This window comes from Wolbachia endosymbiont (group B) of Xylocampa areola (genome assembly GCF_964028205.1).
Classification (GTDB): Bacteria; Pseudomonadota; Alphaproteobacteria; order Rickettsiales; family Anaplasmataceae; genus Wolbachia.
Genome location: NZ_OZ034771.1, coordinates 611,585 through 634,180 on the forward strand (window position 1 = coordinate 611,585; position 22,596 = coordinate 634,180).

At 35.5% G+C, this 22,596-nt stretch carries 19 protein-coding genes and 1 pseudogene; 19 read left to right on the top strand and 1 reads right to left on the bottom strand.

The features are described 5' to 3' along the window. Window positions 1-25 precede the first annotated feature (25 nt). The 19 genes and pseudogenes from secB (at window position 26) to uvrC (ending at window position 22,064) form a co-directional block, all read left to right on the top strand. Window positions 26-529 (top strand): protein-export chaperone SecB, encoded by a 504-nt coding sequence (secB, locus tag ABWU35_RS02970; RefSeq protein ID WP_007302467.1) that lies wholly within the window; start codon window positions 26-28, stop codon window positions 527-529. Between the two features lie 6 nt (window positions 530-535). Then, on the top strand, window positions 536-3,160 hold the full coding sequence (acnA, locus tag ABWU35_RS02975) for an aconitate hydratase AcnA (protein WP_264685510.1): 2,625 nt from the start codon (window positions 536-538) through the stop codon (window positions 3,158-3,160). A gap of 127 nt (window positions 3,161-3,287) precedes the next feature. Continuing rightward, a complete protein-coding gene (gene putA / locus ABWU35_RS02980) occupies window positions 3,288-6,428 on the top strand; it encodes a bifunctional proline dehydrogenase/L-glutamate gamma-semialdehyde dehydrogenase PutA (RefSeq protein ID WP_353276080.1) in 3,141 nt (1,046 codons plus the stop codon). A 166-nt stretch (window positions 6,429-6,594) separates the two neighbouring features. Further along, window positions 6,595-7,236: a protocatechuate 3,4-dioxygenase gene (locus ABWU35_RS02985; protein WP_012481990.1), complete on the top strand. Its 642-nt coding sequence runs from the start codon at window positions 6,595-6,597 to the stop codon at window positions 7,234-7,236. A gap of 135 nt (window positions 7,237-7,371) precedes the next feature. Beyond that, the gene (locus ABWU35_RS02990) at window positions 7,372-8,829 is read left to right on the top strand and encodes a leucyl aminopeptidase (protein ID WP_353276082.1); all 1,458 of its coding nucleotides are present in this window, start codon (window positions 7,372-7,374) and stop codon (window positions 8,827-8,829) included. A 257-nt stretch (window positions 8,830-9,086) separates the two neighbouring features. Further along, a complete protein-coding gene (locus ABWU35_RS02995) occupies window positions 9,087-9,299 on the top strand; it encodes a hypothetical protein (RefSeq protein ID WP_006279675.1) in 213 nt (70 codons plus the stop codon). Window positions 9,300-9,304: 5 nt separating this feature from the next. Further along, the gene (gene nuoG / locus ABWU35_RS03000) at window positions 9,305-11,353 is read left to right on the top strand and encodes an NADH-quinone oxidoreductase subunit NuoG (protein WP_007302472.1); all 2,049 of its coding nucleotides are present in this window, start codon (window positions 9,305-9,307) and stop codon (window positions 11,351-11,353) included. After that, entirely contained in the window at window positions 11,337-11,786 is a 450-nt protein-coding gene (locus tag ABWU35_RS03005; protein WP_012481992.1) for a hypothetical protein, read from the top strand. Before nuoG ends, ABWU35_RS03005 begins: the two co-directional genes overlap by 17 nt. After that, window positions 11,770-12,795 carry an NADH-quinone oxidoreductase subunit NuoH gene (gene nuoH, locus ABWU35_RS03010; RefSeq protein WP_007302473.1) on the top strand — a complete coding sequence of 342 codons (1,026 nt, stop codon included), beginning with the start codon at window positions 11,770-11,772 and terminating at the stop codon, window positions 12,793-12,795. Before ABWU35_RS03005 ends, nuoH begins: the two co-directional genes overlap by 17 nt. Continuing rightward, window positions 12,788-13,786 carry a porphobilinogen synthase gene (hemB, locus tag ABWU35_RS03015; protein WP_007302474.1) on the top strand — a complete coding sequence of 333 codons (999 nt, stop codon included), beginning with the start codon at window positions 12,788-12,790 and terminating at the stop codon, window positions 13,784-13,786. Before nuoH ends, hemB begins: the two co-directional genes overlap by 8 nt. A gap of 380 nt (window positions 13,787-14,166) precedes the next feature. Further along, window positions 14,167-15,028, top strand: a pseudogene (locus tag ABWU35_RS03020) (IS982 family transposase). A gap of 29 nt (window positions 15,029-15,057) precedes the next feature. After that, window positions 15,058-15,243 (top strand): hypothetical protein, encoded by a 186-nt coding sequence (locus ABWU35_RS03025; RefSeq protein WP_149168781.1) that lies wholly within the window; start codon window positions 15,058-15,060, stop codon window positions 15,241-15,243. Between the two features lie 16 nt (window positions 15,244-15,259). After that, window positions 15,260-15,736, top strand: coding sequence for a transposase (locus ABWU35_RS03030; protein ID WP_019236989.1), 477 nt, complete (start codon window positions 15,260-15,262; stop codon window positions 15,734-15,736). After that, window positions 15,702-15,884: a hypothetical protein gene (locus ABWU35_RS03035; RefSeq protein ID WP_038227351.1), complete on the top strand. Its 183-nt coding sequence runs from the start codon at window positions 15,702-15,704 to the stop codon at window positions 15,882-15,884. Before ABWU35_RS03030 ends, ABWU35_RS03035 begins: the two co-directional genes overlap by 35 nt. Next, the gene (locus ABWU35_RS03040) at window positions 15,844-16,200 is read left to right on the top strand and encodes a transposase (RefSeq protein WP_007301972.1); all 357 of its coding nucleotides are present in this window, start codon (window positions 15,844-15,846) and stop codon (window positions 16,198-16,200) included. Before ABWU35_RS03035 ends, ABWU35_RS03040 begins: the two co-directional genes overlap by 41 nt. A gap of 308 nt (window positions 16,201-16,508) precedes the next feature. After that, a complete protein-coding gene (locus ABWU35_RS03045) occupies window positions 16,509-17,267 on the top strand; it encodes a hypothetical protein (protein WP_007302495.1) in 759 nt (252 codons plus the stop codon). Window positions 17,268-17,311: 44 nt separating this feature from the next. Continuing rightward, entirely contained in the window at window positions 17,312-18,151 is an 840-nt protein-coding gene (locus ABWU35_RS03050; RefSeq protein WP_007302494.1) for a glycine--tRNA ligase subunit alpha, read from the top strand. A 3-nt stretch (window positions 18,152-18,154) separates the two neighbouring features. Further along, entirely contained in the window at window positions 18,155-20,263 is a 2,109-nt protein-coding gene (glyS, locus tag ABWU35_RS03055; RefSeq protein WP_019236898.1) for a glycine--tRNA ligase subunit beta, read from the top strand. Then, a complete protein-coding gene (gene uvrC / locus ABWU35_RS03060) occupies window positions 20,247-22,064 on the top strand; it encodes an excinuclease ABC subunit UvrC (protein ID WP_012481994.1) in 1,818 nt (605 codons plus the stop codon). Before glyS ends, uvrC begins: the two co-directional genes overlap by 17 nt. Before the next feature lie 11 nt (window positions 22,065-22,075). Here uvrC and ABWU35_RS03065 read toward each other — a convergent pair whose 3' ends face one another. After that, complete coding sequence (locus ABWU35_RS03065) at window positions 22,076-22,567, bottom strand: Smr/MutS family protein (RefSeq protein WP_007302491.1); 492 nt, start codon at window positions 22,565-22,567, stop codon at window positions 22,076-22,078. Window positions 22,568-22,596: the final 29 nt, after the last annotated feature.

Here is a 22,596-nt window from a genome sequence, read left to right on the forward strand (position 1 = left end):
AACTTAATTAAAGGAGACGTAAGAAATGTCACAACACAAAATGAAAATTCATGGTCAGTATGTCAAAGATTTTTCGTTTGAGAATCCAAATTCGCCATTCCTTCCTTCTAGTAAAGCTCCTGATATTAATGTAATGGTTAATATTAATTCAGCAAAATTAGAAGGAACAGAAAATAAAAAAGGAATAAGTGAAGAAAAGCCTTTTCATGAAATTACTTTGCATATAGAAGCCAAAGCAACGGTAAAAGATGAAGATGTAAAAGATGATATAGCTTTCATTTGCGAGGTAAAGTATTGCGGTATTTTTTCAATAGAAAATTTTACAGAGCTAAGTGAGGAAGAGGTGAGACAAGCTTTATTTATTGGTGGACCTACTTTTCTTTTCCCTTTTGCAAGAGAAATAATTGCAAGAACTACAAGTAGTGGTGGGTTTCCTCCACTTATGCTAGATCCTATAGATTTTGAAACTATGTATCAGCAGCAAAGTCAACAACAAAAAAGTAGCGCTAGTAATTCCAATTTTAACTAATACAGGATGAACAATTCTTTAAATGCAAAGACGACTTTAAATATTGATGGAAGGTTATATAACTACTTTAACCTAAGTAACGCTGGTAAATTTTTAGGAGTAAATTTAACAAAATTGCCTTGTTCACTCAAGGTATTGCTTGAAAATTTATTGCGCAACGAAGATGGAGTAAGCGTTAAATTAGATGACATAAAGATATTAGCAAATTGCGTCAAGAAACACATTAATCACGAAATTAGCTACAAGCCAGCAAGGGTTTTGATGCAGGATTTCACAGGAGTTCCTGCTGTCGTTGACTTAGCTTCAATGCGTAATTATGTGAAGAAAAACGGAGGTAACCCCAGCAAAATAAATCCATCTGTACCTGTTGATCTTGTGATCGATCACTCTGTTCAAGTAGATAGTTACGGAAGCACTTCTGCATTTGGTAAAAACGTTGCACTGGAAGTAAAAAGAAATTTGGAGAGGTATCAATTCTTAAAATGGGGAGAGTCATCCTTCACAAATTTTAGAGTAGTGCCACCAGGTACTGGAATTTGCCACCAAGTGAATCTTGAATATTTAGCGCAAGTTGTATGTAACGATAGCGGAGTTCTATATCCAGATACCTTAGTCGGTACAGATAGTCACACTACTATGGTAAATGGTTTATCGGTTCTTGGTTGGGGTGTTGGTGGAATAGAAGCTGAGTCTGTGATGCTTGGTCAACCAATTAGTATGGTAATTCCAGAAGTAGTAGGATTTAAATTAATAGGAAGACTTTCAGAGGGAGTAACAGCAACTGATCTAGTGCTAACGATTACTAATATCCTGAGAACAAAAGGCGTTGTTGGCAAATTTGTAGAATTTTATGGTGATGGTTTAGATTATTTATCTTTGGCAGATAGAGCAACCATAGCTAACATGGCTCCAGAGTATGGTGCAACTTGTGGGTTTTTTCCAATTGATCAGAAAACACTCGATTATTTACATTTAACAGGGCGACCAGAAGAGCTGATCAAATTAGTTGAAGTCTATTCAAAAGAGCAGGGATTGTGGCGTAGCAGTAATGAGTTAGCATTTTTTGACACACTAGAGCTTGATTTATCAAGCGTAAAGCCAGTGATGGCTGGTCCTAAAAGACCACAGGATAAGATTTTCCTTTCAGAAGTAGCGGAATCTTTTTCTACATCTTTTCCTATTAATGAGACAAACAGACCTCCGTTGGAACCTATCTACGGCGATCAGCTCCAGAGTGGCAGCGTAGTGATTGCAGCAATAACAAGCTGCACTAACACCTCAAATCCAAGTGTGATGATTGCTGCAGGTCTTGTAGCTCGTAATGCAATTAAACTTGGATTAAAATCAAAGCCTTGGGTTAAAACTTCTCTTGCTCCAGGGTCACAAGTTGTGACAGAATATTTAGAAAAGTCTGGATTGCAGGTAGATCTAAATGCTTTGGGTTTTAATCTAGTTGGATATGGCTGCACAACTTGCATTGGAAATTCTGGTCCACTTAATAAGGATATAGAGGATGATATAAAAAACAAAAACTTAACTGTTGCTGCAGTTTTGTCTGGCAATCGTAACTTTGAAGGAAGAATTCATCCGTTAGTCAAAGCTAATTACTTGGCATCTCCGCCACTTATTGTTGCATATGCACTTGCAGGCACTGTGCAAATTGATTTGACAAAAGATTCAATATGCAAAGATAAGAATGGAAATGATGTCTATCTCAAAGATATATGGCCAACAAATAATGAAGTTGAGAGCTGTGTTAAAAGTGTTGTGACGCGTGAAATGTTCATACAAAAGTATAAGGATGTTTTTTCTGGTGATGAGCATTGGCAAAAGATAAAGTGTGAGAAAGGTGAAATCTATGATTGGGACGCGAAAAGCACTTATATACAAAACCCTCCCTATTTTGATAATTTATCGACTAAGAACAATAAAAGCAACATAGTTGATATAAAGAATGCGCAAATACTAGCGATGTTTGGCGATAGCGTCACTACCGACCACATTTCCCCTGCTGGAAATATTGCCTCAAATAGTCCTGCAGGCATATATTTAAAAGGTCTTGGAGTTGAACCGCAAGATTTCAATTCATATGGATCTCGCCGCGGTAACCACAACGTAATGATGCGTGGAACCTTTGCTAATATCAGAATAAGAAATAAAATGGTGAGCGCTGAGGGTGGCTATACAAAACATATTCCTTCTCAAGAAACTATGTCAATTTTTGATGCAGCAATGCAATATAAAAGAGAAGCTGTTCCATTAGTTGTCATTGCAGGAAAAGAATATGGTACGGGTTCAAGTAGGGATTGGGCAGCAAAGGGTACTGCATTGCTGGGAATTAAAGCTGTGATTGCAGAAAGTTTTGAACGCATACATAGGTCCAATTTGGTCGGTATGGGTGTTCTTCCACTTGCATTTCAGGATGGAGTAACGAGAAAGATATTTGATGGTAGTGAGATAGTGAGCATAAAAGGTGAAGTAGTACCAAATGGAAATCTAGAATGTATCATTAAAAGAAAGGATGATTCAGAGCAATCCATTCAACTCAAGTGCTGTGTACAAACTGCAACTGAGGTTAAGTACTTGATTAGTGGTGGAGTGTTGAGCTATATACTTGCGCAGTCCTTTTGAGCTATCACAGTCATCAACTAGGTTTTTTGAATCGATTCTGGCTCTTTATTTAAATAGTAATTTATTCGATGTAAAGTTATGATATAATCTTATCTTATATATGGTAAAGGGTGTTTTGTAGATAATTATGATCAGTTCTATACAAGAACCTAACGCATTACGAAAACGATTGCAGGCATTTTATCGTGCTGATGAAAAAAGTCACATACGCTATCTTGTAGAAAAATCAGAACTTTCGGCTGATTCAAAAAACATAATTTACAATATTGCAAAACAAATTGTCGAAAAGATTAGAGGTAGTAAATTAGGCATTATAGATTCTTTTATACAACAGTACTCACTTTCTAACGAAGAAGGAGTAGCGCTAATGTGTCTTGCTGAATCATTACTTAGAATACCAGACGATTACACAATAGATGAATTGATCAAAGATAAAATTGCCAACCAAGAATGGAATAAACACCTGGGGCGTTCCTCTTCATTGTTTGTTAATGCTTCTACATGGAGTTTAATTATAGGAAGCAGTATATTGAGAAACAATGAAGAGGATTCAAAATTCTATCACATAATTTCCAGGTTATTGAAAAATTTAGGAGAGCCAATAATCCGCAAAGCGGTGAAACAAGCAATATCCATTCTTGGCAAGCATTTTATTGTTGGAGAAACTATAGAAAAAGCATTGGAAAGTGTGAAATCAGATGACTACAGTAAGTATTTATGCTCTTTTGATATGCTTGGTGAATCTGCTTGCACAGTTGAGGATGCGGAAGAGTATTTTAATTTATACATGCATGCAATAAAAGCCATAGGTGAATCTGCTGACATAAATGATTGCTTTAAATCTCAAGGGGTTTCAATAAAATTGTCTTCACTGCACTCACGTTATGAATTTAGCCAATTTGGTAATATAGCTGAAGAGCTGAGAGCTAAGTTGCTGGAACTGTGTCATGAAGCGAAGAAATATAACATTTCACTTTGTATAGATGCAGAAGAATCAGAAAGGCTTGAGATGTCGCTCGTGTTATTTGAACAGTTGCGTCTTGATGAGTCACTTTCTGAGTGGGAAGGGCTTGGTCTAGCTGTGCAAGCGTATCAAAAACGTGCTTTGTCTGTTCTTGATTTTGTTGAAGATGTTGCCATTCGATCAAAGCATAAGGTTATGGTGAGACTTGTGAAAGGAGCATATTGGGACTCGGAAATCAAGCGCACACAAGAATTAGGGTTAATTGGTTATCCGGTGTTTACTAGAAAAAGCCACACAGATGTATGCTACCTTGCCTGTGCGCAGAAACTTTTAAGCAAAGAGAATCACTTTTATCCATGTTTTGGAACTCATAATGCTTATACTTTTGCTACTATAATAGAGCTTGCCGATAAAAATCATCCTGGGTTTGAGTTTCAGCGCTTACATGGAATGGGTAAAAGTTTGTATGATTATGCAATTTCAGAACTTGCAACAAGCATCAATTGTCGTATATATGCACCAGTTGGTAAACATAGTGATTTATTGCTATACCTTATTAGGCGTCTTCTTGAAAATGGAGCTAATAGCTCGTTTGTCAATCAAGTAAATGATTCTGACGTTAAAATTGAAGAATTAGTCTCAGATCCATTAGAAAAAGTAAAAAGCTTAGAATATGAGCCTCATCCAAGCATTCCGTTGCCACGAGATATTTTTGGAGAGGAAAGAAAAAACTCCTTGGGAATGGATATTAGCGATTCAATTGCAGTTTCACAATTTGCAAATGATATAAGGGAATTTAGTGAAAAGAAATGGCAAGTTGGCCCAATAATTGATGGAGAGTCGTTTCTTGACAGTGCGGAATTTACCGAAGTAGTGAATCCTGCACATTTGGAAAATGTAATTGGGGAAGTGTCAAGTGCAACAAGTGCTCATGCTTTAAATGCTCTTGAAATAGCACATAGTGCTTTTACTAAGTGGCAGAATGTTTCAGCAGAAGAGCGCGCTAAATGCCTTGAAAAAGCTGCAGATTTGCTTGAGGAAAGGATGAAAGAGTTAATTTATATTCTGATTGTAGAAGCAGGAAAAATTTTATCCGATGCAATAGCAGAAGTAAGAGAGGCAATCGACTTTTTGCGCTATTATGCAATGATAGCAAAAAATGAACTGAATGACTGGAAAAAATTGTCAGGTCCAACAGGTGAAGATAACTTCATCTTTTTTGAAGGCAGAGGAGTTTTCTTATGCATATCACCGTGGAATTTTCCACTCGCTATCTTCATTGGACAGGTTTCAGCTGCACTTGCAGCAGGTAATGCAGTGCTGGCAAAACCGGCAGAGCAAACGCCGATTATTGCCTATGAAGCCGTTAAGATACTACACGAAGCTGGAATACCAAAAAATGTGCTACACCTTATTCCAGGGGATGGTTGGTATTTAGGTAAAACATTAGTACCAGATAATAGAATTTCCGGTGTAGCTTTTACTGGTTCAACACAAACTGCTCAAATAATTAATCGAATGCTTGCTAGTAGAGATGGTCCTATTGTGCCACTTATCGCTGAGACTGGTGGATTAAATGCTATGATTGTTGATAGTTCTGCTCTTTTAGAGCAGGTAACTAAGGATGTTTTAATTTCTGCATTTCGCAGTGGCGGTCAACGTTGTTCTGCTCTCAGAGTGCTATTTATTCAAGAAGATATAGCAGAAAAACAGGTAAAAATGATATGCAATGCAGCTCAAGAACTAAAGATAGGTGACCCAATACAACTGAGCACAGATATTGGTCCAATAATTGACAAAGCATCTATTGATATGCTCACTAAACATACGGAAAAAATATCAAGGGATGAAGATTCAAACCTTTTGTTCAAGGTACCAATGGATACAAATTCTTATAATGGTTATTTCTTTCCTCCGTACATTTATGAGATACAAAAAATTTCGCAATTAAAGCAAGAAGTGTTTGGGCCTATTTTACATATCATACGTTTTAATAAGTCGCAGTTAAATGAAGTTATAAGTGATATAAACAATACAGGATATGGACTTACGTTTTCTTTGCAAAGCCGTGTACAAAGTCAGATCGCTTTAATAAGCAAGAAAATATCAGTTGGAAATGTATACATCAATCGCAATCAAATAGGTGCAGCAGTTGGAACACAACCATTTGGCGGTAGAGGACTGTCAGGTACCGGACCAAAAGCTGGTGGTCCTAATTATCTGCAACGTTTTTCTATAGAAAAGGTTGTAAGTGTCAACACTACAGCATGTGGCGGTAACATTAAACTTGCGTGTTTGGATTGATTTGCAATTTCTAAATTGGAAGTCCGTGCAGTTGTGTATGCAGTACTAAAACCTAAAACTCATACATTGAAAGGATAGTTGTGATTCTAAGGAGGCTTCAAAGAAAGTCTTGTCTTTAATAAAAGAAAAAGGTTGCTATAATTCTGATAAAAGCACTATAAACAAAATGAATGTAAAAAATATCTTATTAGCGTTTTTAGTACAATTTATATTCGATTTGTCATTATTTGCAGCTGATCCTATTTTGCTTAATTGTATTGAAACTCCAGGGATTTATGATCTTGAAACAAGGCCAAAAAGCTTTAACTCTTCAAATAATTTAAGAAGAAAACCTGGCTCTCCAAATAATGCATCAGGAGAATTAATAAATGTAGTGGGTAGAGTTACTGATGTAAATTGCTTACCGATACAAAATGCTGTGGTTTCTATATGGCACGCAGACTCACTTGGCATGAGCTATTATGATGAAAATGTGGAGCTTGATCCAAATTTTGCTGGATCAGGAAGATTTGTAGTAAATAACCTTGGCTATTATAATTTTATTACAATAGTACCAGGTAAAATTGGTGATAGGGCTCCACACATCAACTTTTTGGTCCAACATCCAGATTTTCCAGAATTCACAACACAAATGTTTTTTGCTGATCATAATTGCGATAACTGTGATGATCTTCTTCTTGGTAATCTTATTGAGAGTGGACTTGCAAGCCTTCTGATAGCACCATTTACTTATAACAATCAGGCTATGAAGACCTACACATTTAATATAACCCTAGGTGGGCATAACAAATTTTCTGATAAAAGATAAAGCCCTTGCATATCAGCGGAGTTCATAGTAGTCTTAAGCGCTATTGTACTTAAAATGTATATGAAAAATATCTTACTAATGTTTTTACTATGCTTTATGTGCAGCTTACAATTATTTGCAACGGAGATGTCAACGATGAAGATAACAATTTCTAAAGCTTTACCCGATTTTGAGACGCTAGTGGTAGGTTTTTTTGAGGGTGATAAGCTCATAACTAATGTTCTACAAGATAAGCAAGCTATAGATAACATCAAGAAATTTAGTGATTTTAATGGAGGTTTTGGTGAATTTTTCTCCGTTACTTCATCAGAGGGAAAAAATATTATAGTTGCTGGTCTTGGAATGAGAGATGAATGGGATGAAAGCAAAGGATTAAATATTGGTGGTAAAATATATTGTGAGCTAAGCAGATTAAGAATCAAGCGAGCGGCAATCTCAATCGAAGGCAATGCAGCAAATGTTGCATACGGTGCATTTTTGCGCAGTTTTAAATTTGATAAGTATAAAACCAAAAAGGATGAAAAAGTTACAGAAGTAGAGGAGATCACAGTGCTAACGAAAGATGAGCAATTCAGTAGTGCTGAAAAATCATTTGAGCGTTTAAGACAAGAAGGTGAAGGCATATTTCTTGCACGTACTCTTACCATTGAACCACCTAATGTTTTATATCCAGAATCCTATGCTGATTATATAAAAACCGAGCTTACTAAGCTTGGCCTTGAAATCGAAGTGCTTGGTAAGAAGCAGATGGAAGAGAAAAAAATGGGAGCATTGCTTGGGGTAGCACAGGGAAGTAGTAAAGAGCCAAAATTAGTAGTGATCAAATGGAATGGAGCTTTCAAGGAACAAAAGCCTGTAGCTTTTGTGGGTAAAGGCATAACGTTTGATACTGGTGGAGTGTCACTCAAGCCTTCGCGTGGCATGGAGTCAATGAAATATGACATGGCGGGTTCTGCTACTGTGGTTGGGGTGATGCGTACTCTAGCTGGACGAAAAGCAAAGGTAAATGCAGTTGGTGTAGTTGCACTTGCAGAAAATGCAGTGGACGGTAATGCTCAAAGACCAAGTGATGTAGTAACTTCGATGTCTGGACAGACGATAGAAGTGTTGAACACTGATGCAGAAGGAAGGCTCATACTTGCAGATGCTTTATGGTATACACAAGATAGATTTGCACCGAAATTTATGATCGACCTTGCAACTTTAACTGGTGCTATAGTGGTTGCACTGGGAAATAATGAATATGCTGGTCTTTTTTCAAATAACGATGAATTAGCGAATCATCTGATTGATGTAGGAAATGAAGTAAATGAGAAATTATGGCGTTTTCCTATGAATGAAACTTATAACAAAATTATTGATTCGCCGATTGCTGATGTGCAAAATATAGCTCCTGCAGGTTCTGGTGGAGATAGTATAATGGCTACACAGTTTCTACAGCGTTTTGTAAACGACACTTGTTGGGCACATTTAGACATTGCAGGCACTGCTTGGCACGAAAAAGGCACTGATATTTCTCCAAGAGGGGCAGTAGGTTTCGGTGTAAGGTTGCTAAATAAGTTGGTTGAGAAGTACTATGAGATTAATAATTAAGGATCTTTGTATTGAGTTTATAGCTTAATTTACGGCTACATGAATGTCTATTTATAAGACGTAGAAAATGATATCATCAAAGTAACTTACATTTTCTTTTTTGGGGATTCTAAAGTTACACACTTGAGCAGCATCAAGAGAAAGTATTTTGTTCAAATGATGATTGTAATGATGGACTATTAAAACTTTAAAGCTATTGGGTATTGACGGTATATACTTAAGTGTTAGAATAAAATAGGAAGTTTTTAGGAGTTTATATGGCAGCAGGCGGAAAAGCGAAAACAGCTAGTAAAAATAACCCTACTCAGCGTAAGAAAGCAGAACAAAAAATGTATAAGGATAAACCGGTAAAGCCGGTTAGATATATAGACCGTGATTCACGTATGAACTATATGTCTGCTCAATACGATAACGGCAATCTAGTTGAAGATGAGGTAAGCGGCAATCCTATAAAGTGGGAAGCTGTATAGTAGTTGTGGTTAAAGTTACTATTAATTCTAAGGAATGTGAAGTAGAGCATGGGCTCACTATAATTCAAGCTTGTGAAGTTGTGGGCGTTGAAGTTCCGCGGTTTTGTTATCATGAGCGTTTAGCAATTGCTGGTAACTGCAGAATGTGTTTGGTTGAAGTTGAGGGTGGCCCTCCAAAACCAGTAGCTTCTTGTGCAATGCCAGTTGCAGAGGGTATGGTTATTCACACGGATACTCCCAAGGTAAAAAAGGCGCGTGAAGGAGTGCTCGAATTTTTACTAATTAATCATCCACTTGATTGTCCAATTTGTGATCAAGGTGGTGAGTGCGATTTGCAAGATATAACAATGGCTTATGGGAAAGGAATAAGCAGACTTGATGAGCATAAAAGAGCTGTGCCAAAAAAACATTTTGGTCCACTGATTGGAACTGCAATGAATAGATGCATTCATTGTACTCGATGTGTTAGATTTTTGTCCGATGTTGCAGGTACAAATGAACTTGGAGGAATTGGCAGGGGAGAAAATATAGAGATTAGTACTTACATAAAAAGGCATATTAGCTCTGAATTATCTGGGAATATTATAGATCTCTGCCCGGTAGGGGCTTTAACTTCAAAGCCTTACTCCTTTACAGCGCGTCCATGGGAGCTATCACATTGTGAGACTATAGATGTGCTAGATGCTGTGGGAAGTAGCATTAGAGTTGATTATCGTGGCCTGGAAGTTATGCGAATATTACCAAGGCTGAGCGAAGAGGTAAATGAAGAATGGATATCAGATAAAACCCGTTTTGCCTATGATGGACTAAAAGTTCAGCGTCTTGATCAACCTTATGTAAAAAAAGATGGTAAATTAGCCCCAGTTGATTGGAATGAAGCACTAACTGTTGCTGCAAAGAAATTAAAAAATACAAAATCAAATAAAATAGCTGCAATTGCAGGTGATTTAGCAGATTGTGAGTCTATGCTTCTACTCAAAGAAGTGATGCAGAAGCTCGGCTCGGGGAATATAGACTGTAGGCAAGATGGAGCAAAGCTTATACCAAATAATCGTGGGTCATATGTATTCAACACCACTATTGAGGGTATAGAAAATGCAGATTTATGTCTGCTTATAAATACAAATCCAAGAATAGAAGCACCAATAATTAACGCAAGATTGAGAAAGAGATATTTACAAGGTAATTTCACTATTGCAAATATTGGTCCTAATCTTGAATATCTATATAATGTTGAAAGATTAGGTGATGGTCCAAACGTTCTAAAAGAAATAGAAGAGGGAAATCACAAATTCTGCGAGTTACTGAGTGCGGCTCAGAACCCTATGCTAATTATCGGTCAAGATGCATTAATAAGAGATGATTCTGAATCAGTTTTAGCTCTAGCTGGCAAAATTGCAGAAAAATTTAACATGATCAGAGATGACTGGAATGGCTTTAACGTACTGCATAAGGCTGCAGCAAGGGTTGGTGGACTCGATATTGGATTCGTTCCTAGCAAAGGTGGAAAAGACATTAATCAGATGCTAAAACAGGCAGAAAGTGGTGAGATAGAAGTAGTTTATCTTCTTGGCGCAGATGAAATTGATATATCAAAGTTAGAAAGTACATTTGTAATTTATCAAGGCCACCATGGTGATAGGGGAGCGCATATAGCAGATGTCATTCTACCTGGAGCTGCATACACAGAAAAATATGCAACTTATGTAAATACTGAAGGGCGAGTACAGAGAACAAATTTAGCTGTTTTTCCTCCTGGTGAAGCAAAGGAAGATTGGTTGATTATAAAAAATTTATCCCAATATTTGGGCCTTTCCTTACTATATGATAATTTATTTGATGTGAGGAAGAAATTATACACTATTGGTCCACAGTTTAGAGATGCTGACCAAGTGGTGAAAAACAAATGGGTACCAATTACCTGTGATGAAATAAAATTAAGTAATATCTCTTTCACTCTAAAAAAGTGTAATTTTTATATGACAGACTCAATAAGTCGCGCTTCAAAAATAATGGCAGATTGTACTAAGGATTTTTATGAACACTCTACTTAATATTTTATTTATTCTAACACCATTATTACTAATAACTCTGGTATATTTTCAACGAAAATTAAACTCTATATTTTTGTGTAAAGAACAAAATACATTAGAAAAACAGTTCGTTTATAAGCTAGTTGATTTTATCAATGATATTATTGCACTATTTACGGAAGGATATGTATGGATGGCAATAACATTTATTATAGTTACCGAGGGAAGAGGGAATTATTTGCCTCTCACAATGATCTTAATTATGATGTCACTAGTGTCATTCATATGCATATCATTTTACTATTCTATTAAGCTAAATGCTGTACAGAAAAGTGTTGTCCTATTGATTTCAATAGGGACATTGTCTTGTGTGTCTAGAGCATTTGCTGTATTTTTTATTGCCACAATTATGAACTATTTTTTTGATTTAGGGTTGCATGTACTTGATATTTGATATTCTTTTTCTTCTTATTCCACTTTTGCTTTCAGTAGCATATTTAGTGTACTTTGAGCGTAAAGTTATTGGTGCAATTCAACTAAGGCATGGTCCAAGTGTAGTAGGGCCATTTGGGCTACTACAGCCATTTGCAGATGCTATCAAATTGATAATTAAAGAGCCGATAATACCATTTAGAGCAAACACCATACTGTTTATTATGGCTCCAATGCTCACCTTTATTTTAGCATTAATTTCCTGGGCAGTTATACCATTTGGAGCTGAAATAATTACAGAAAATGGACAGCAGGTAATAATCCCTAAGGTAATAGCAAATATTAATGTTGGAGTGCTTTATGTGCTAGCTATATCCTCTTTGGGAATATATGGCATTATTATTGCAGGCTGGTCTAGTAATTCTAATTATGCATTTCTTGGCGCTATAAGGTCAGCTGCTCAAATGATTTCATATGAAGTTTCAATAGGTCTAATAGTTGCTACAGTTGTTATTACAACTGGTACGTTGAATCTTGCAGAGATGGTGGTAGCGAAACATAATATGCCATTTTGGATTGATTTGCTGATGATGCCTATAGGAATAATATTTTTTATTTCTTTGCTTGCAGAAACTAACCGTCACCCATTTGACTTACCAGAAGCTGAAGCAGAGCTTGTCTCTGGGTATAACGTCGAATATTCATCAATGCCTTTTGCTCTCTTTTTTCTAGGAGAGTATGCAAATATGATTTTAGCAAGCGCTGTGATGACAATATTCTTTCTAGGAGGGTGGTATCCTCCACTAGAGCTTAGTTTACTATATAAAATTCCAGGTTTGATTTGGTTCGTTTTGAAGATAGTTTTATTATTGTTCATATTTATTTGGATCAGGGCAACAATACCCCGTTACAGATATGACCAACTAATGCGTCTTGGTTGGAAAGTGTTTCTACCGATATCAGTGCTTTGGGTAATACTCATTTCAGGAGTGTTGCTTTTTACTGGGAACTTGCCTGGGTCCAATGTTTAACTTTCCAAACATAAGATTAAGACGCAGGCGCTCAGGCAAGTGGATTCGCAATTTAACAAGTGAAATCACTTTATCAGTAAATGATTTGATTTTTCCCTTATTTGTTCATGACGGAGAAGAAACAATTGAGCCAATTTCTGGCTTACCTGATATCAAATGTTATTCAATAGATGGATTAATTTCTATAGTTCAGAAAGCTAAGGACTCGGGGATTAATGCTGTTGCAATTTTTCCTGTAGTTGATAGTAAACTAAAATCTGAAAAAGCTGAGGAAGCATATAATCCTGATAATTTAATCTGCAAAGCAATTCATGCTGTAAAATCGAAGGTACTTGATATTGGCATTATTGCAGACATTGCACTAGATCCATACACTACTCACGGTCATGATGGCATTTTAAAAGACGGCAAGATGGATGTGGAAAATGATGAAACTGTGTCAATATTGTGTAAGCAAGCGCTTGTTTTAGCAAAAGCAGGATGCGATATAGTTGCTCCTTCTGATATGATGGATGGCAGGATAGGAAAAATAAGAAAAACATTGGATGATAATAACTTTCAGAATGTGTCAATATTGTCCTATGCAGTAAAGTACTGTTCTAGCTTCTATGCGCCATTCAGGCAAGTTGTCGGTTCGTGCGCATCATCAAATTTCATCGACAAAAGTGGTTATCAAATGGATTATCGAAATGCACGCGAAGCAATCTGCGAAATTGAAATGGATATAAATGAAGGTGCAGATTTTATTATGATAAAGCCGGGTATGCCATACTTAGATATAATAAAAACAGCAAGTGACAAGTTCAATTTTCCGATTTTTGCTTACCAAGTAAGCGGTGAATACGCAATGATAAAAGCTGCAGCAAATAATGGCTGGTTGGATTATAACAGAGTGATTTATGAGTCCTTAATTGGTTTTAAACGTGCAGGTGCAAGTGCAATATTTACCTATGCTGCACTTGATGTTGCAAAAAATTTGGTATCTACTTAGCAGTGTGGAACATCTAAGTAGGTAGCTGGCCGAAGTGACTTGACAAACCTTCCCACTTTCCTTACCATATCAATAAGAGTATTTATCCTTGTTTTTAATCTCTGCAGATTTAACAACAAAAATTCAGTAAAAAACTCAGGTATATATTGGCAGATTACATAAAATTATAGCGGCTGCATGTCTTTTTTATTTTTTCTACATTCAGCCAAAACACGCTTATTTTAAGCGTTAGCACATTATTATAATGCCAATTTACATTATTATAGGGTCAAAACTCACTACTAACCCCAACTATGGATTAAATAAAGAGATAAAAGTGCAGCTAAGAAGAGGAAAACAGGGTAAGCTCAAGTATTTTATCAATAATTAAGAGGTTACCCATGAAGAAAGATATTACAGAACTTTACTGTTGCGTCGAGGATTTTTGTCGCACAGTCGATGATAGTTTTGCTAATATGCTCCTATCAAAAGGAAGAAAACCAACTAGAATACCGGACTTCGGAAATTCTCACCATAATTCTATTATATCATCAATCCCCTTGCAAAAGTTTCAAAGCTTTTTACCTACTTTATCTGCCACTTTATAAATCTGAGTTTTCTAAATTGCCAACATATGACCGATTTATCGCTCTTAAATCACGGGTTTTATGGTATTTAGCATTACTTTTGCAATGGTTCTGCAAACAAGCAAAAATGACAGGTATTGCCTACATAGACACTTCTACAATCGCTGTTTGCCACAAAAAAAGAATCTCCAAGAACAAAGTTTTTGATGGTTTGGCAGAAATTAGTAAGAGCACATATGGTTGGTTTTTTGGCTTTAAATTGCACTTGGTAATTAATGAAATTGGAGAAATTCAAGCACTTACTCTAACCAAAGGTAACGTTGATGACAGAAAACCTGTGCCAACTCTCACTAAAAGACTGACCGGACTTTTGTTTGGAGATAAGGGCTATATAAAGAAAGAGCTCTTTGAGAAACTCTTTGATAGAGGCCTAAAACTCGTCACTAAAGTAAAAAAAGGTATGAAAAACGTACTCATTTCACTTAAAGAGAAGATTTTACTAAGGAAAAGATCGATTGTTGAGACTGTTTTCGACTCCTTGAAAAACAAATTTGAGATTGAGCACACAAGACACAGATCGCCAACAAATTTCCTAATTCATGTTTTTTCTGTTCTGATTTCCTATTCCATGCAGTCGAAAAAGCCCTCTATTTCTATGCCTTTCTTTGCTGGCTAATCCATAGTTGGGGTTACTAGGGGATTCTTTTGCCTTTTTCTAGCTTGGTAAATTTTTTAATATTTATAGTTAAAGCTTCAGGCCAGCGCGTGACGCATAGCTATACGGAGATTAAAGATGTCATTCAAGTAGCTGACACTGGAATGGCTTTGTTGCACCACTCAAGGAAAGAACAGGCAGTTACTGATGGAATTTGTTATAAAATAGATATTTAGCCGACAAAGGAAAAATATGCCAATAAGAATGAAAGTCAGTAACTGCAATGAATATAACAAATTTCTTCAAGAAAGGGGAAATGTTTTTCATTATATCAACGATGCCATTGAAAATTGGTACGAAAATAGTCCAAAAGTAGCAGGTGGCAACAATGTCTACAGCGACAAAGTAGTGATTCTAATTCACATAATAACCTATCTATTCAGGATTGGTCTTAGGCAAACAGTGGGATTTATAGAGAAATATCTTGAGCAAATAGGGAAAATTTTGCAAATTATCAGCTATTCGCAGGCTTCAAGAAGGTTTAAAAAGCTTAATATCAAAATCAACGACTGCAGAGTTGATAAGAACGATATGGAAGATATTGAAATTGCTATAGATAGTACAGGTATCAGCATCTACAATAATATTCCAGGCCATAGTAAGGCAAATGGTACAGATAGAAAGTATCGCCGCTATGAGCAAACAAGATGTAATGCTAGAGATAGGTAGTAAAAAAGTTATAGCTGCAAAATACAGTAGTGGAGTTTATTCCGACCACTATGGAGCCTGTGATCTTATTGAAAGAGTGGATACCAAGTATAACATAAGCACGATATATGCAGATAGATCGAAAGAAGTTATACAAACTGTGCGATGAGCTTGACATAAAGACAAGGATTCCTCCGCAAAATAATGCAGTAGAGCATCCAAAGTTGGATTATATGAATGAGAGAAATTCTACAATCAAGCTCATAAAGTCATATGATGAAGATGGTATGAAGAGGTGGAAAAAAGAGATAAATTATTGGAAGAGATCTTATATAGAAAGTTTTTTCTCGCGACTGAAGCAAATATTTGGATTTAGTTTTAGGAATAAATCTGAGATTAATCGTGAGAAGGAACTGCTACTCAAGTGTTATTTGCTTAACAAATTTACTGAAATAGGCATGGCTAAGTTTGATATAGCTTCATGAATTTATTATACATTACCCACTATCCGAAGAGCTGTGCAACAAAGCCCACTGGAATCCAGGAATTTTTTGAGCACAAAGGAGATCTTATTCTAAGTTTTTATTGGTAAGAAAGGCTGGATCCCAGTGTCAGCTACTTGAATGACAAGAAGGGGATAGCACTGGGATGACAAAAAAGGAGGCTACTAGTATAAAGGGGCAACGGTTTAGATCGTTTTTAACTATTTGCCTTTTTTCTATGCAAGAAGTGTATTGATAAGTCCATTACAATTCAGTATTGTGAAAAATATAAGTCAAGTGTTAGTTAGGACATGGGGATTTTTTTTCAATTTTTGGGTAAGATGCTAGGCAAGGTTTTTCCTGCCAAAATAGTAAGCTCTTTTTTAGGAGTAGGATATTTACCGGGTTGGCAGCATTATTGGTCTTCTTTTCTAATATTATTTATTACCGACATTATATTAATGCTTACATACGGAGGTGATTTTATACTATATAAAATGCCGAATTCAGGCATAGTTGTAGCTGCTATTTTTACCAAGCTAGCAATAGTTATGTTAGTGCTGCAATTAGTTGGCATATCTATTTTTCATACTCAAGATCCTTCAGCCAGCAGTGATGAGAATATAGTAATACAAATAGCATCAGGACAGGTGATGACTGTTGCGTTTTCGATGCCGGCAATAATGTCAATTTATTATATTGTAAGTAAATTCTATTTAAGTATATGCAAGGCAATACTTCAATGTCCATTTTGGTTTAATGATCTTATGCATTTGTTCTTTTTCTTTATAATACCTTATTTATTTTTTAATATTGTAGAAGTAATAAAACCATGGCCGATAAGTACGATACAGCTTAGTTATAACAATGCAATATCAATCACATTTGAAGGGATTTTTCATGTGTTTTATGCAGTGATTTTATTGTACTTGACTGCATTTATATTCTGCGATCTGACTATGCATGATGCGATTGTTTTAAACAAAAGCATATTTGAGTATGTAAAAGAAAGTTCAATAGCCTTGAGTGACTATTTTCATGGCACTATTAAAAAAATAAGTATAGAATAGTACTTATTTGCTTATGTATTCAGTTTAAAAGATATACAGTTTGCGTGAATCTACAGGATATAATAAAGGGATTACAAGATTTTTGGGCAGATGAAGGGTGTACTATACTTCATCCATATACGTCTGAAGTTGGAGCTGGAACACTACATCCCGCAACAATCATGTCAGCGATTGACGAAAAATCAACAAAAATTGTGTATCTACAACCAGTAATCAGACCTGCAGACGGACGCTATGGCGACAACCCTAATCGTTTATATCAGCATCATCAATACCAAGTTATAATAAAACCATCTGGCAGCAATTTGCAAGATATTTACTTAAATAGCTTAAAAGCTCTTGGTGTATCGACAAAAGAATATGATATTAAGTTTATTGAAGATGATTGGGAAAACCCAAGTGTTGGCGCATCCGGTCTTGGTTGGGAGGTTACATGCAACGGAATGGAAGTAACACAACTTACTTATATACAGCAAGTGGGAGGTATTGACTGCAGAATAATTCCTGGTGAAGTAGCATATGGGTTAGAGCGTTTAGCAATGTGCATACAGGGTGTAGATAATGTTTACGACATAATGTGGAACGATAATGGTGTAACTTATGGAGATATTTTTAAACAAAGAGAGCGAGAGTTTTCTTACCTGGCACTTGATTATTATGATACTAAAGTAGTACAACAGCAGTTTGAGGATACAGAAAAACTGTGTAAATTCCTTGTTGAAAAAGAATTGCCGATAGCAGCTTATGACCAATGTATTAAAACGAGCCATCTACTTAATCTACTTGATGCAAGAGGTGTGCTTGGTGTGAATGAACGTACAGCCTATATTGGTAGAGTGAGAGAGTTAACAAAAAAATGCTGTGAATTATATAGAGCAAAGTAGAATATGTTGTCACAATTATTGTTTGAATGTCTTTCAGAAGAAATTCCATCAAGAATGCAGAATTCATCTGCAGCTCAGGTTAAGAGCTATATCACTAATGCTTTTAGTAAAAATAATGTGAAATTTGCATCTATAGAAGTTTATGTGACTGCACGTCGCATTGCTCTTTTTATTGATGGCATAAGTGCTTTAGAGCTAAAAGATTCTAACAATGAAATTAAAGGACCAAGAGTTAATGCACCGAAAAGTGCTATCGAAGGTTTTTTGAGAAAAAATCGGAAAGGTGAAGAAGATTTACTCATTCGCAAAGTAAATGATGAAGATTTTTACTTCATTAAGAGAGAAAGCTGCTTATTTAACATCAACGGGTTTCTCAAAAATCAACTGGAGGAAATGCTAAAAAACTTTTCTTGGCCAAAGAGTATGAGATGGAGTGAAAGAAAAGAGAGATGGGTTAGGCCAATTAAAAATATTCTATGTATTTTAAATGACGAAATAATACCTATATCTTTTGCAGGGGTTACAGCATGCAACGTGACGTATGGTCATAGGTTTCTTTCAGGTGATGCAGTACTTACTGTTAAAACGCCCAAAGACTATTTTGAATTGTTAGAAAAAAATAATGTCATTCTCCAGTTGGACAAAAGAAAGCAATTTATACTAGATCAGATTAATAAGTTTACAAAAGAGGAGAACTTACAACTTGAAAAAAATGATTATTTACTTAATGAATTGGCAGGGCTTATAGAGTGGCCAATAGTATTATTTGGTAAAGTAAAATCATCAGAATTACCGAAGAAAGTAATACTTAGTATAATTAATACGCAGCAAAAGTATCTTGCTTTAAGTGATGGACAGAAAATATCACATTTTGTTACTGTTGTAAATGTTAACAACAATGAAGTTGTCAAAGGCCATGAAAGAATATTAGAAGCACGTCTTGCTGATGCCCAGTTTTTGATATCTCAAGACAAGAAGGAAAACCTAGATTACTATGTCAAAAAATTGAGCTCTATTTCATTTCATGCTTCGCTCGGTAGCGTAGAAGAAAAAGTGAAGCGTATTATCGCTCTTTCAAAGTATATAGCGATATTTATTCCACATGCTTCATTAATTAAAGTTGAACGTGCTGCATATTTAGCAAAGGCAGATCTTGCAACGTTGATAGTGAAAGAATTTCCGGGATTGCAAGGAGTAATGAGTGGATACTACGCTTCTTATTTTCAAGAGGATAAAGAAGTAGTGGAAGCTATAACTGAGCACTATAAGCCAATTGGATCGGACCAAGAATGCCCTAGATCTCCTACTGCGATTGCTGTAGCTATTGCAGACAAAATGGATAGTTTGGTTGGCTTAATTGCAGCAGGTGAGAAAATCTCTGGTTCGTATGATCAGTTTGGTTTGCGTAGAATGACAATTGGTATAATTAGAACAATACTTGAAAATAATTTGCATATTCCAATTAGATTGCTGATAGATAAGTCAGTATCTTTATGTTCAAGGCTTCTATTGAATAAAAATATAACTCCAGTTGATAAGCCAAGTGAAAAACAAATTTTAGAACTAGTATTTAAATTCTGCTTAGAAAGGTTCAAGATTATTTTAAAAAATAGAAATATAAGGCAAGATGTTGTAGATTCAATACTATATAAAGTCGATATTAATGATCTGCTGAAAGCGGAAAAGCAAACTGTGATATTGGATCGTTATCTTAGTACAAAAGAAGGTGAACAGGTTCTAAGCACTTATAAAAGAGCCAGTAACATGATGAGCAAAGTGAGAAAAAGTGATGGCACTACTTATAATGCATCTTACAGTAAGAAGTTTTTGATTGAAGATGAGGAGATTGCGCTATCAAATTGTGCTATATCTGCTTGTAAAAACATCAAACAAGCGATAGAAAATAACGACTTTAATACAGCGCTTGATGAACTTGCTCGTTTTGCTCCATTTATCAATCAATTTATGGACAGTGTAAAGATTAACTGTGATTCTAATGAGCTTAGAATAAACAGGTTATCTTTGCTTGCAAATGTTGTTTCTACCTTTCATTTAGTAGCAGAGTTTAACCTTATACAGGTTAAACAATTGATAAATGCTCAGGCAATATAAGGAACAAATCAAATCATCTCCACAATCCTGTGGCGTTTATAAGATGATTGGAGATAAGAGTAAGGTTTTATACATTGGTAAAGCAAAAAACTTGAAGTCGAGATTATCTGACTACCTTCAATTCGAAAACCTTTCTGAACGAATCAGAGTAATGATCTCACAGGTTATTAAGGTTGAAATATTCATCACTGAGAATGAAATCGAAGCATTGCTTCTTGAAGCACAGTTAATAAAATCGTTAAAACCATCTTATAATATTTTGCTTAGGGATGGAAAATCTTATCCTTATATAACAATTTCTAAGCATGATTATCCAAGAATAGCGAAATATAGAGGTAAGTTTAAGAAGAATGAGTTTCATTACTACGGCCCTTTTCCATCTGCTGCTGCTGTTAAGAACACTATATTATCATTGCAAAAAGCTTTTCTCTTAAGAGTATGTTCAGATCAATATTTCTCTTCAACAAAAAGACCATGTCTTGAGTATCAAGTTAAGCGCTGTTCAGCACCATGCGTAGATAAAATTACAAAAGATGATTACTGCAAATCAGTAAAACAAGCACAAGATACTCTGCTAGGAAGGAATAAAGAAGTGCAAAGACAGCTATTTTCTACAATGGAAAAGTGCAGTAGGGAGATGAACTACGAGCTTGCTGCTGTCTATAGAGATCGATTGAAATTTCTTCAGCAAATTCAAATGCAGCCAATGGATTTTTCTTTTGAAGAAGATGCAGATTTCTTTAGCGTTGTACGTGAGGCAGACTTAGCATGCATTGGTGTACTATCTTTCAGAGATAAAGGTAACTATGGAAGCATTCCTTACTTCATTGAGAATTGTAGTGATCATTCAAATGATGAAATTTTATCCACCTTTTTGGTCAATTTGTATAATCCAGTTAACACACCACCAGCGCAAATTTACGTTCCCGATTTTATTAAGGATAAGGAAATTATAGAACAAGCACTTTATGCTCTTACTCAAAAATCAATAAAAGTTTTGCATGCGAAAAATAGTAAAGAACGTGATTTGTTGAATTTTATTTACAATAATTCTCAGCATAGTCTAGAACAGAAGCTTACTGATTATAGAAATAACCTAGAAAAGCTCGAAGAGCTTAGGAAGATTTTCTCGTTACCAAATATTCCAAAGCGTATCGAGGTTTATGATAATAGCCATATATCTGGAAATCAACAAGTTGGTGTGATGATTGTTGCAGGGCAGGAAGGTTTTTTAAAAAGTGAATACAAAAAATTTACTATAAAAGAAGAAATTTCAGGTGATGACTATAAAATGATGAGAGAAGTGCTGACTAGACGTTTCTCTGGCAATATAAAAGATATAATCCCTGATTTTTTACTGATTGATGGCGGTCCAGGACATGTTTCCATAGTGCAGAATGTGTTGGAAATATTGAATATAAAAGTTCCTTTTGCTTGTATGGCAAAGGGTCATGATCGTAATGCAGGAAATGAAAGATTTTATGTGCCGGACAGAGAAGAATTTACTCTAGCAAGTGACAGTAAGGTCATGCTTTATTTACAATTGCTGCGTAATGAAGCTCACCGTTTTGCGATAACTTCGCATAGAAAAAAACGCGATAAACAGTTTTTTGCTTCACAATTAAGTGAAATATCCGGTGTTGGCAGTAAAAGAAAGAAGGCACTCATGTCTCATTTTGGTTCTGTAGAAAATATAAGCAAAGCTTCTCTAGCTGAAATTCAAAACGTACCTGGAATTAGTAAAGGTTTAGCAGAAATCATTCTTCAACACGTGAATTCTAAGAAAGGTACTCCTAAATAGGTACTCTAAAATTAACCTTTATTTCTTCTTAATAAGACATAAAAAGCTCCTTTGCCACCATGTTTTTTTATGGCTTGCTGATAGTATAAGATCATATTTCGAACTTTTGTGTCATTCAACCACTTATTTAAGCTATTCTTTATAGTGTCTATTTTATCTGTACTATTACCATGCCCCGTAATTACCAATAAGCACCTATTCCTTGCTTGATAATTTTTGATAATAAAATCTATCAATTTACAATAAGCATTATCTATACTATAGCCATGCAAATCGAGTTTATCGCTTATAAAATATTTGCCCCTATCGATCTTTAATTTTGTATTGTAGTCAAGACAAAATGATGAATCACCATTATCAGTATTAAGAAAATTTTCTTGTAAACTAGAGGCACCTTTATCAATCATAGATTTTATATTTACTTTGTGATCAACTTTCAAAGTAACTTTTCCACATTCTATTGGCTTAACATTTTTTTGCCAATCTAACTCATCATCTGACATAAATTCATTAATTGAACTGCATAATTTTA

Excerpts from the sequence above, each read along its gene's own strand:
- uvrC (WP_012481994.1), top strand. The coding sequence starts at position 20,247 with ATGCTCAGGCAATATAAGGAACAAATCAAATCATCTCCACAATCCTGT.
- ABWU35_RS02995 (WP_006279675.1), top strand. The coding sequence starts at position 9,087 with ATGGCAGCAGGCGGAAAAGCGAAAACAGCTAGTAAAAATAACCCTACT.
- ABWU35_RS02985 (WP_012481990.1), top strand. The coding sequence starts at position 6,595 with ATGAATGTAAAAAATATCTTATTAGCGTTTTTAGTACAATTTATATTC.
- ABWU35_RS03045 (WP_007302495.1), top strand. The coding sequence starts at position 16,509 with ATGGGGATTTTTTTTCAATTTTTGGGTAAGATGCTAGGCAAGGTTTTT.
- nuoH (WP_007302473.1), top strand. The coding sequence starts at position 11,770 with ATGTACTTGATATTTGATATTCTTTTTCTTCTTATTCCACTTTTGCTT.
- ABWU35_RS03005 (WP_012481992.1), top strand. The coding sequence starts at position 11,337 with ATGAACACTCTACTTAATATTTTATTTATTCTAACACCATTATTACTA.
- ABWU35_RS03065 (WP_007302491.1), bottom strand. The coding sequence starts at position 22,567 with ATGTCAGATGATGAGTTAGATTGGCAAAAAAATGTTAAGCCAATAGAA.
- ABWU35_RS03040 (WP_007301972.1), top strand. The coding sequence starts at position 15,844 with ATGCAGATAGATCGAAAGAAGTTATACAAACTGTGCGATGAGCTTGAC.
- hemB (WP_007302474.1), top strand. The coding sequence starts at position 12,788 with ATGTTTAACTTTCCAAACATAAGATTAAGACGCAGGCGCTCAGGCAAG.
- ABWU35_RS03035 (WP_038227351.1), top strand. The coding sequence starts at position 15,702 with ATGAGCAAACAAGATGTAATGCTAGAGATAGGTAGTAAAAAAGTTATA.
- glyS (WP_019236898.1), top strand. The coding sequence starts at position 18,155 with ATGTTGTCACAATTATTGTTTGAATGTCTTTCAGAAGAAATTCCATCA.
- secB (WP_007302467.1), top strand. The coding sequence starts at position 26 with ATGTCACAACACAAAATGAAAATTCATGGTCAGTATGTCAAAGATTTT.
- ABWU35_RS03030 (WP_019236989.1), top strand. The coding sequence starts at position 15,260 with ATGCCAATAAGAATGAAAGTCAGTAACTGCAATGAATATAACAAATTT.
- ABWU35_RS02990 (WP_353276082.1), top strand. The coding sequence starts at position 7,372 with ATGAAGATAACAATTTCTAAAGCTTTACCCGATTTTGAGACGCTAGTG.
- acnA (WP_264685510.1), top strand. The coding sequence starts at position 536 with ATGAACAATTCTTTAAATGCAAAGACGACTTTAAATATTGATGGAAGG.
- putA (WP_353276080.1), top strand. The coding sequence starts at position 3,288 with ATGATCAGTTCTATACAAGAACCTAACGCATTACGAAAACGATTGCAG.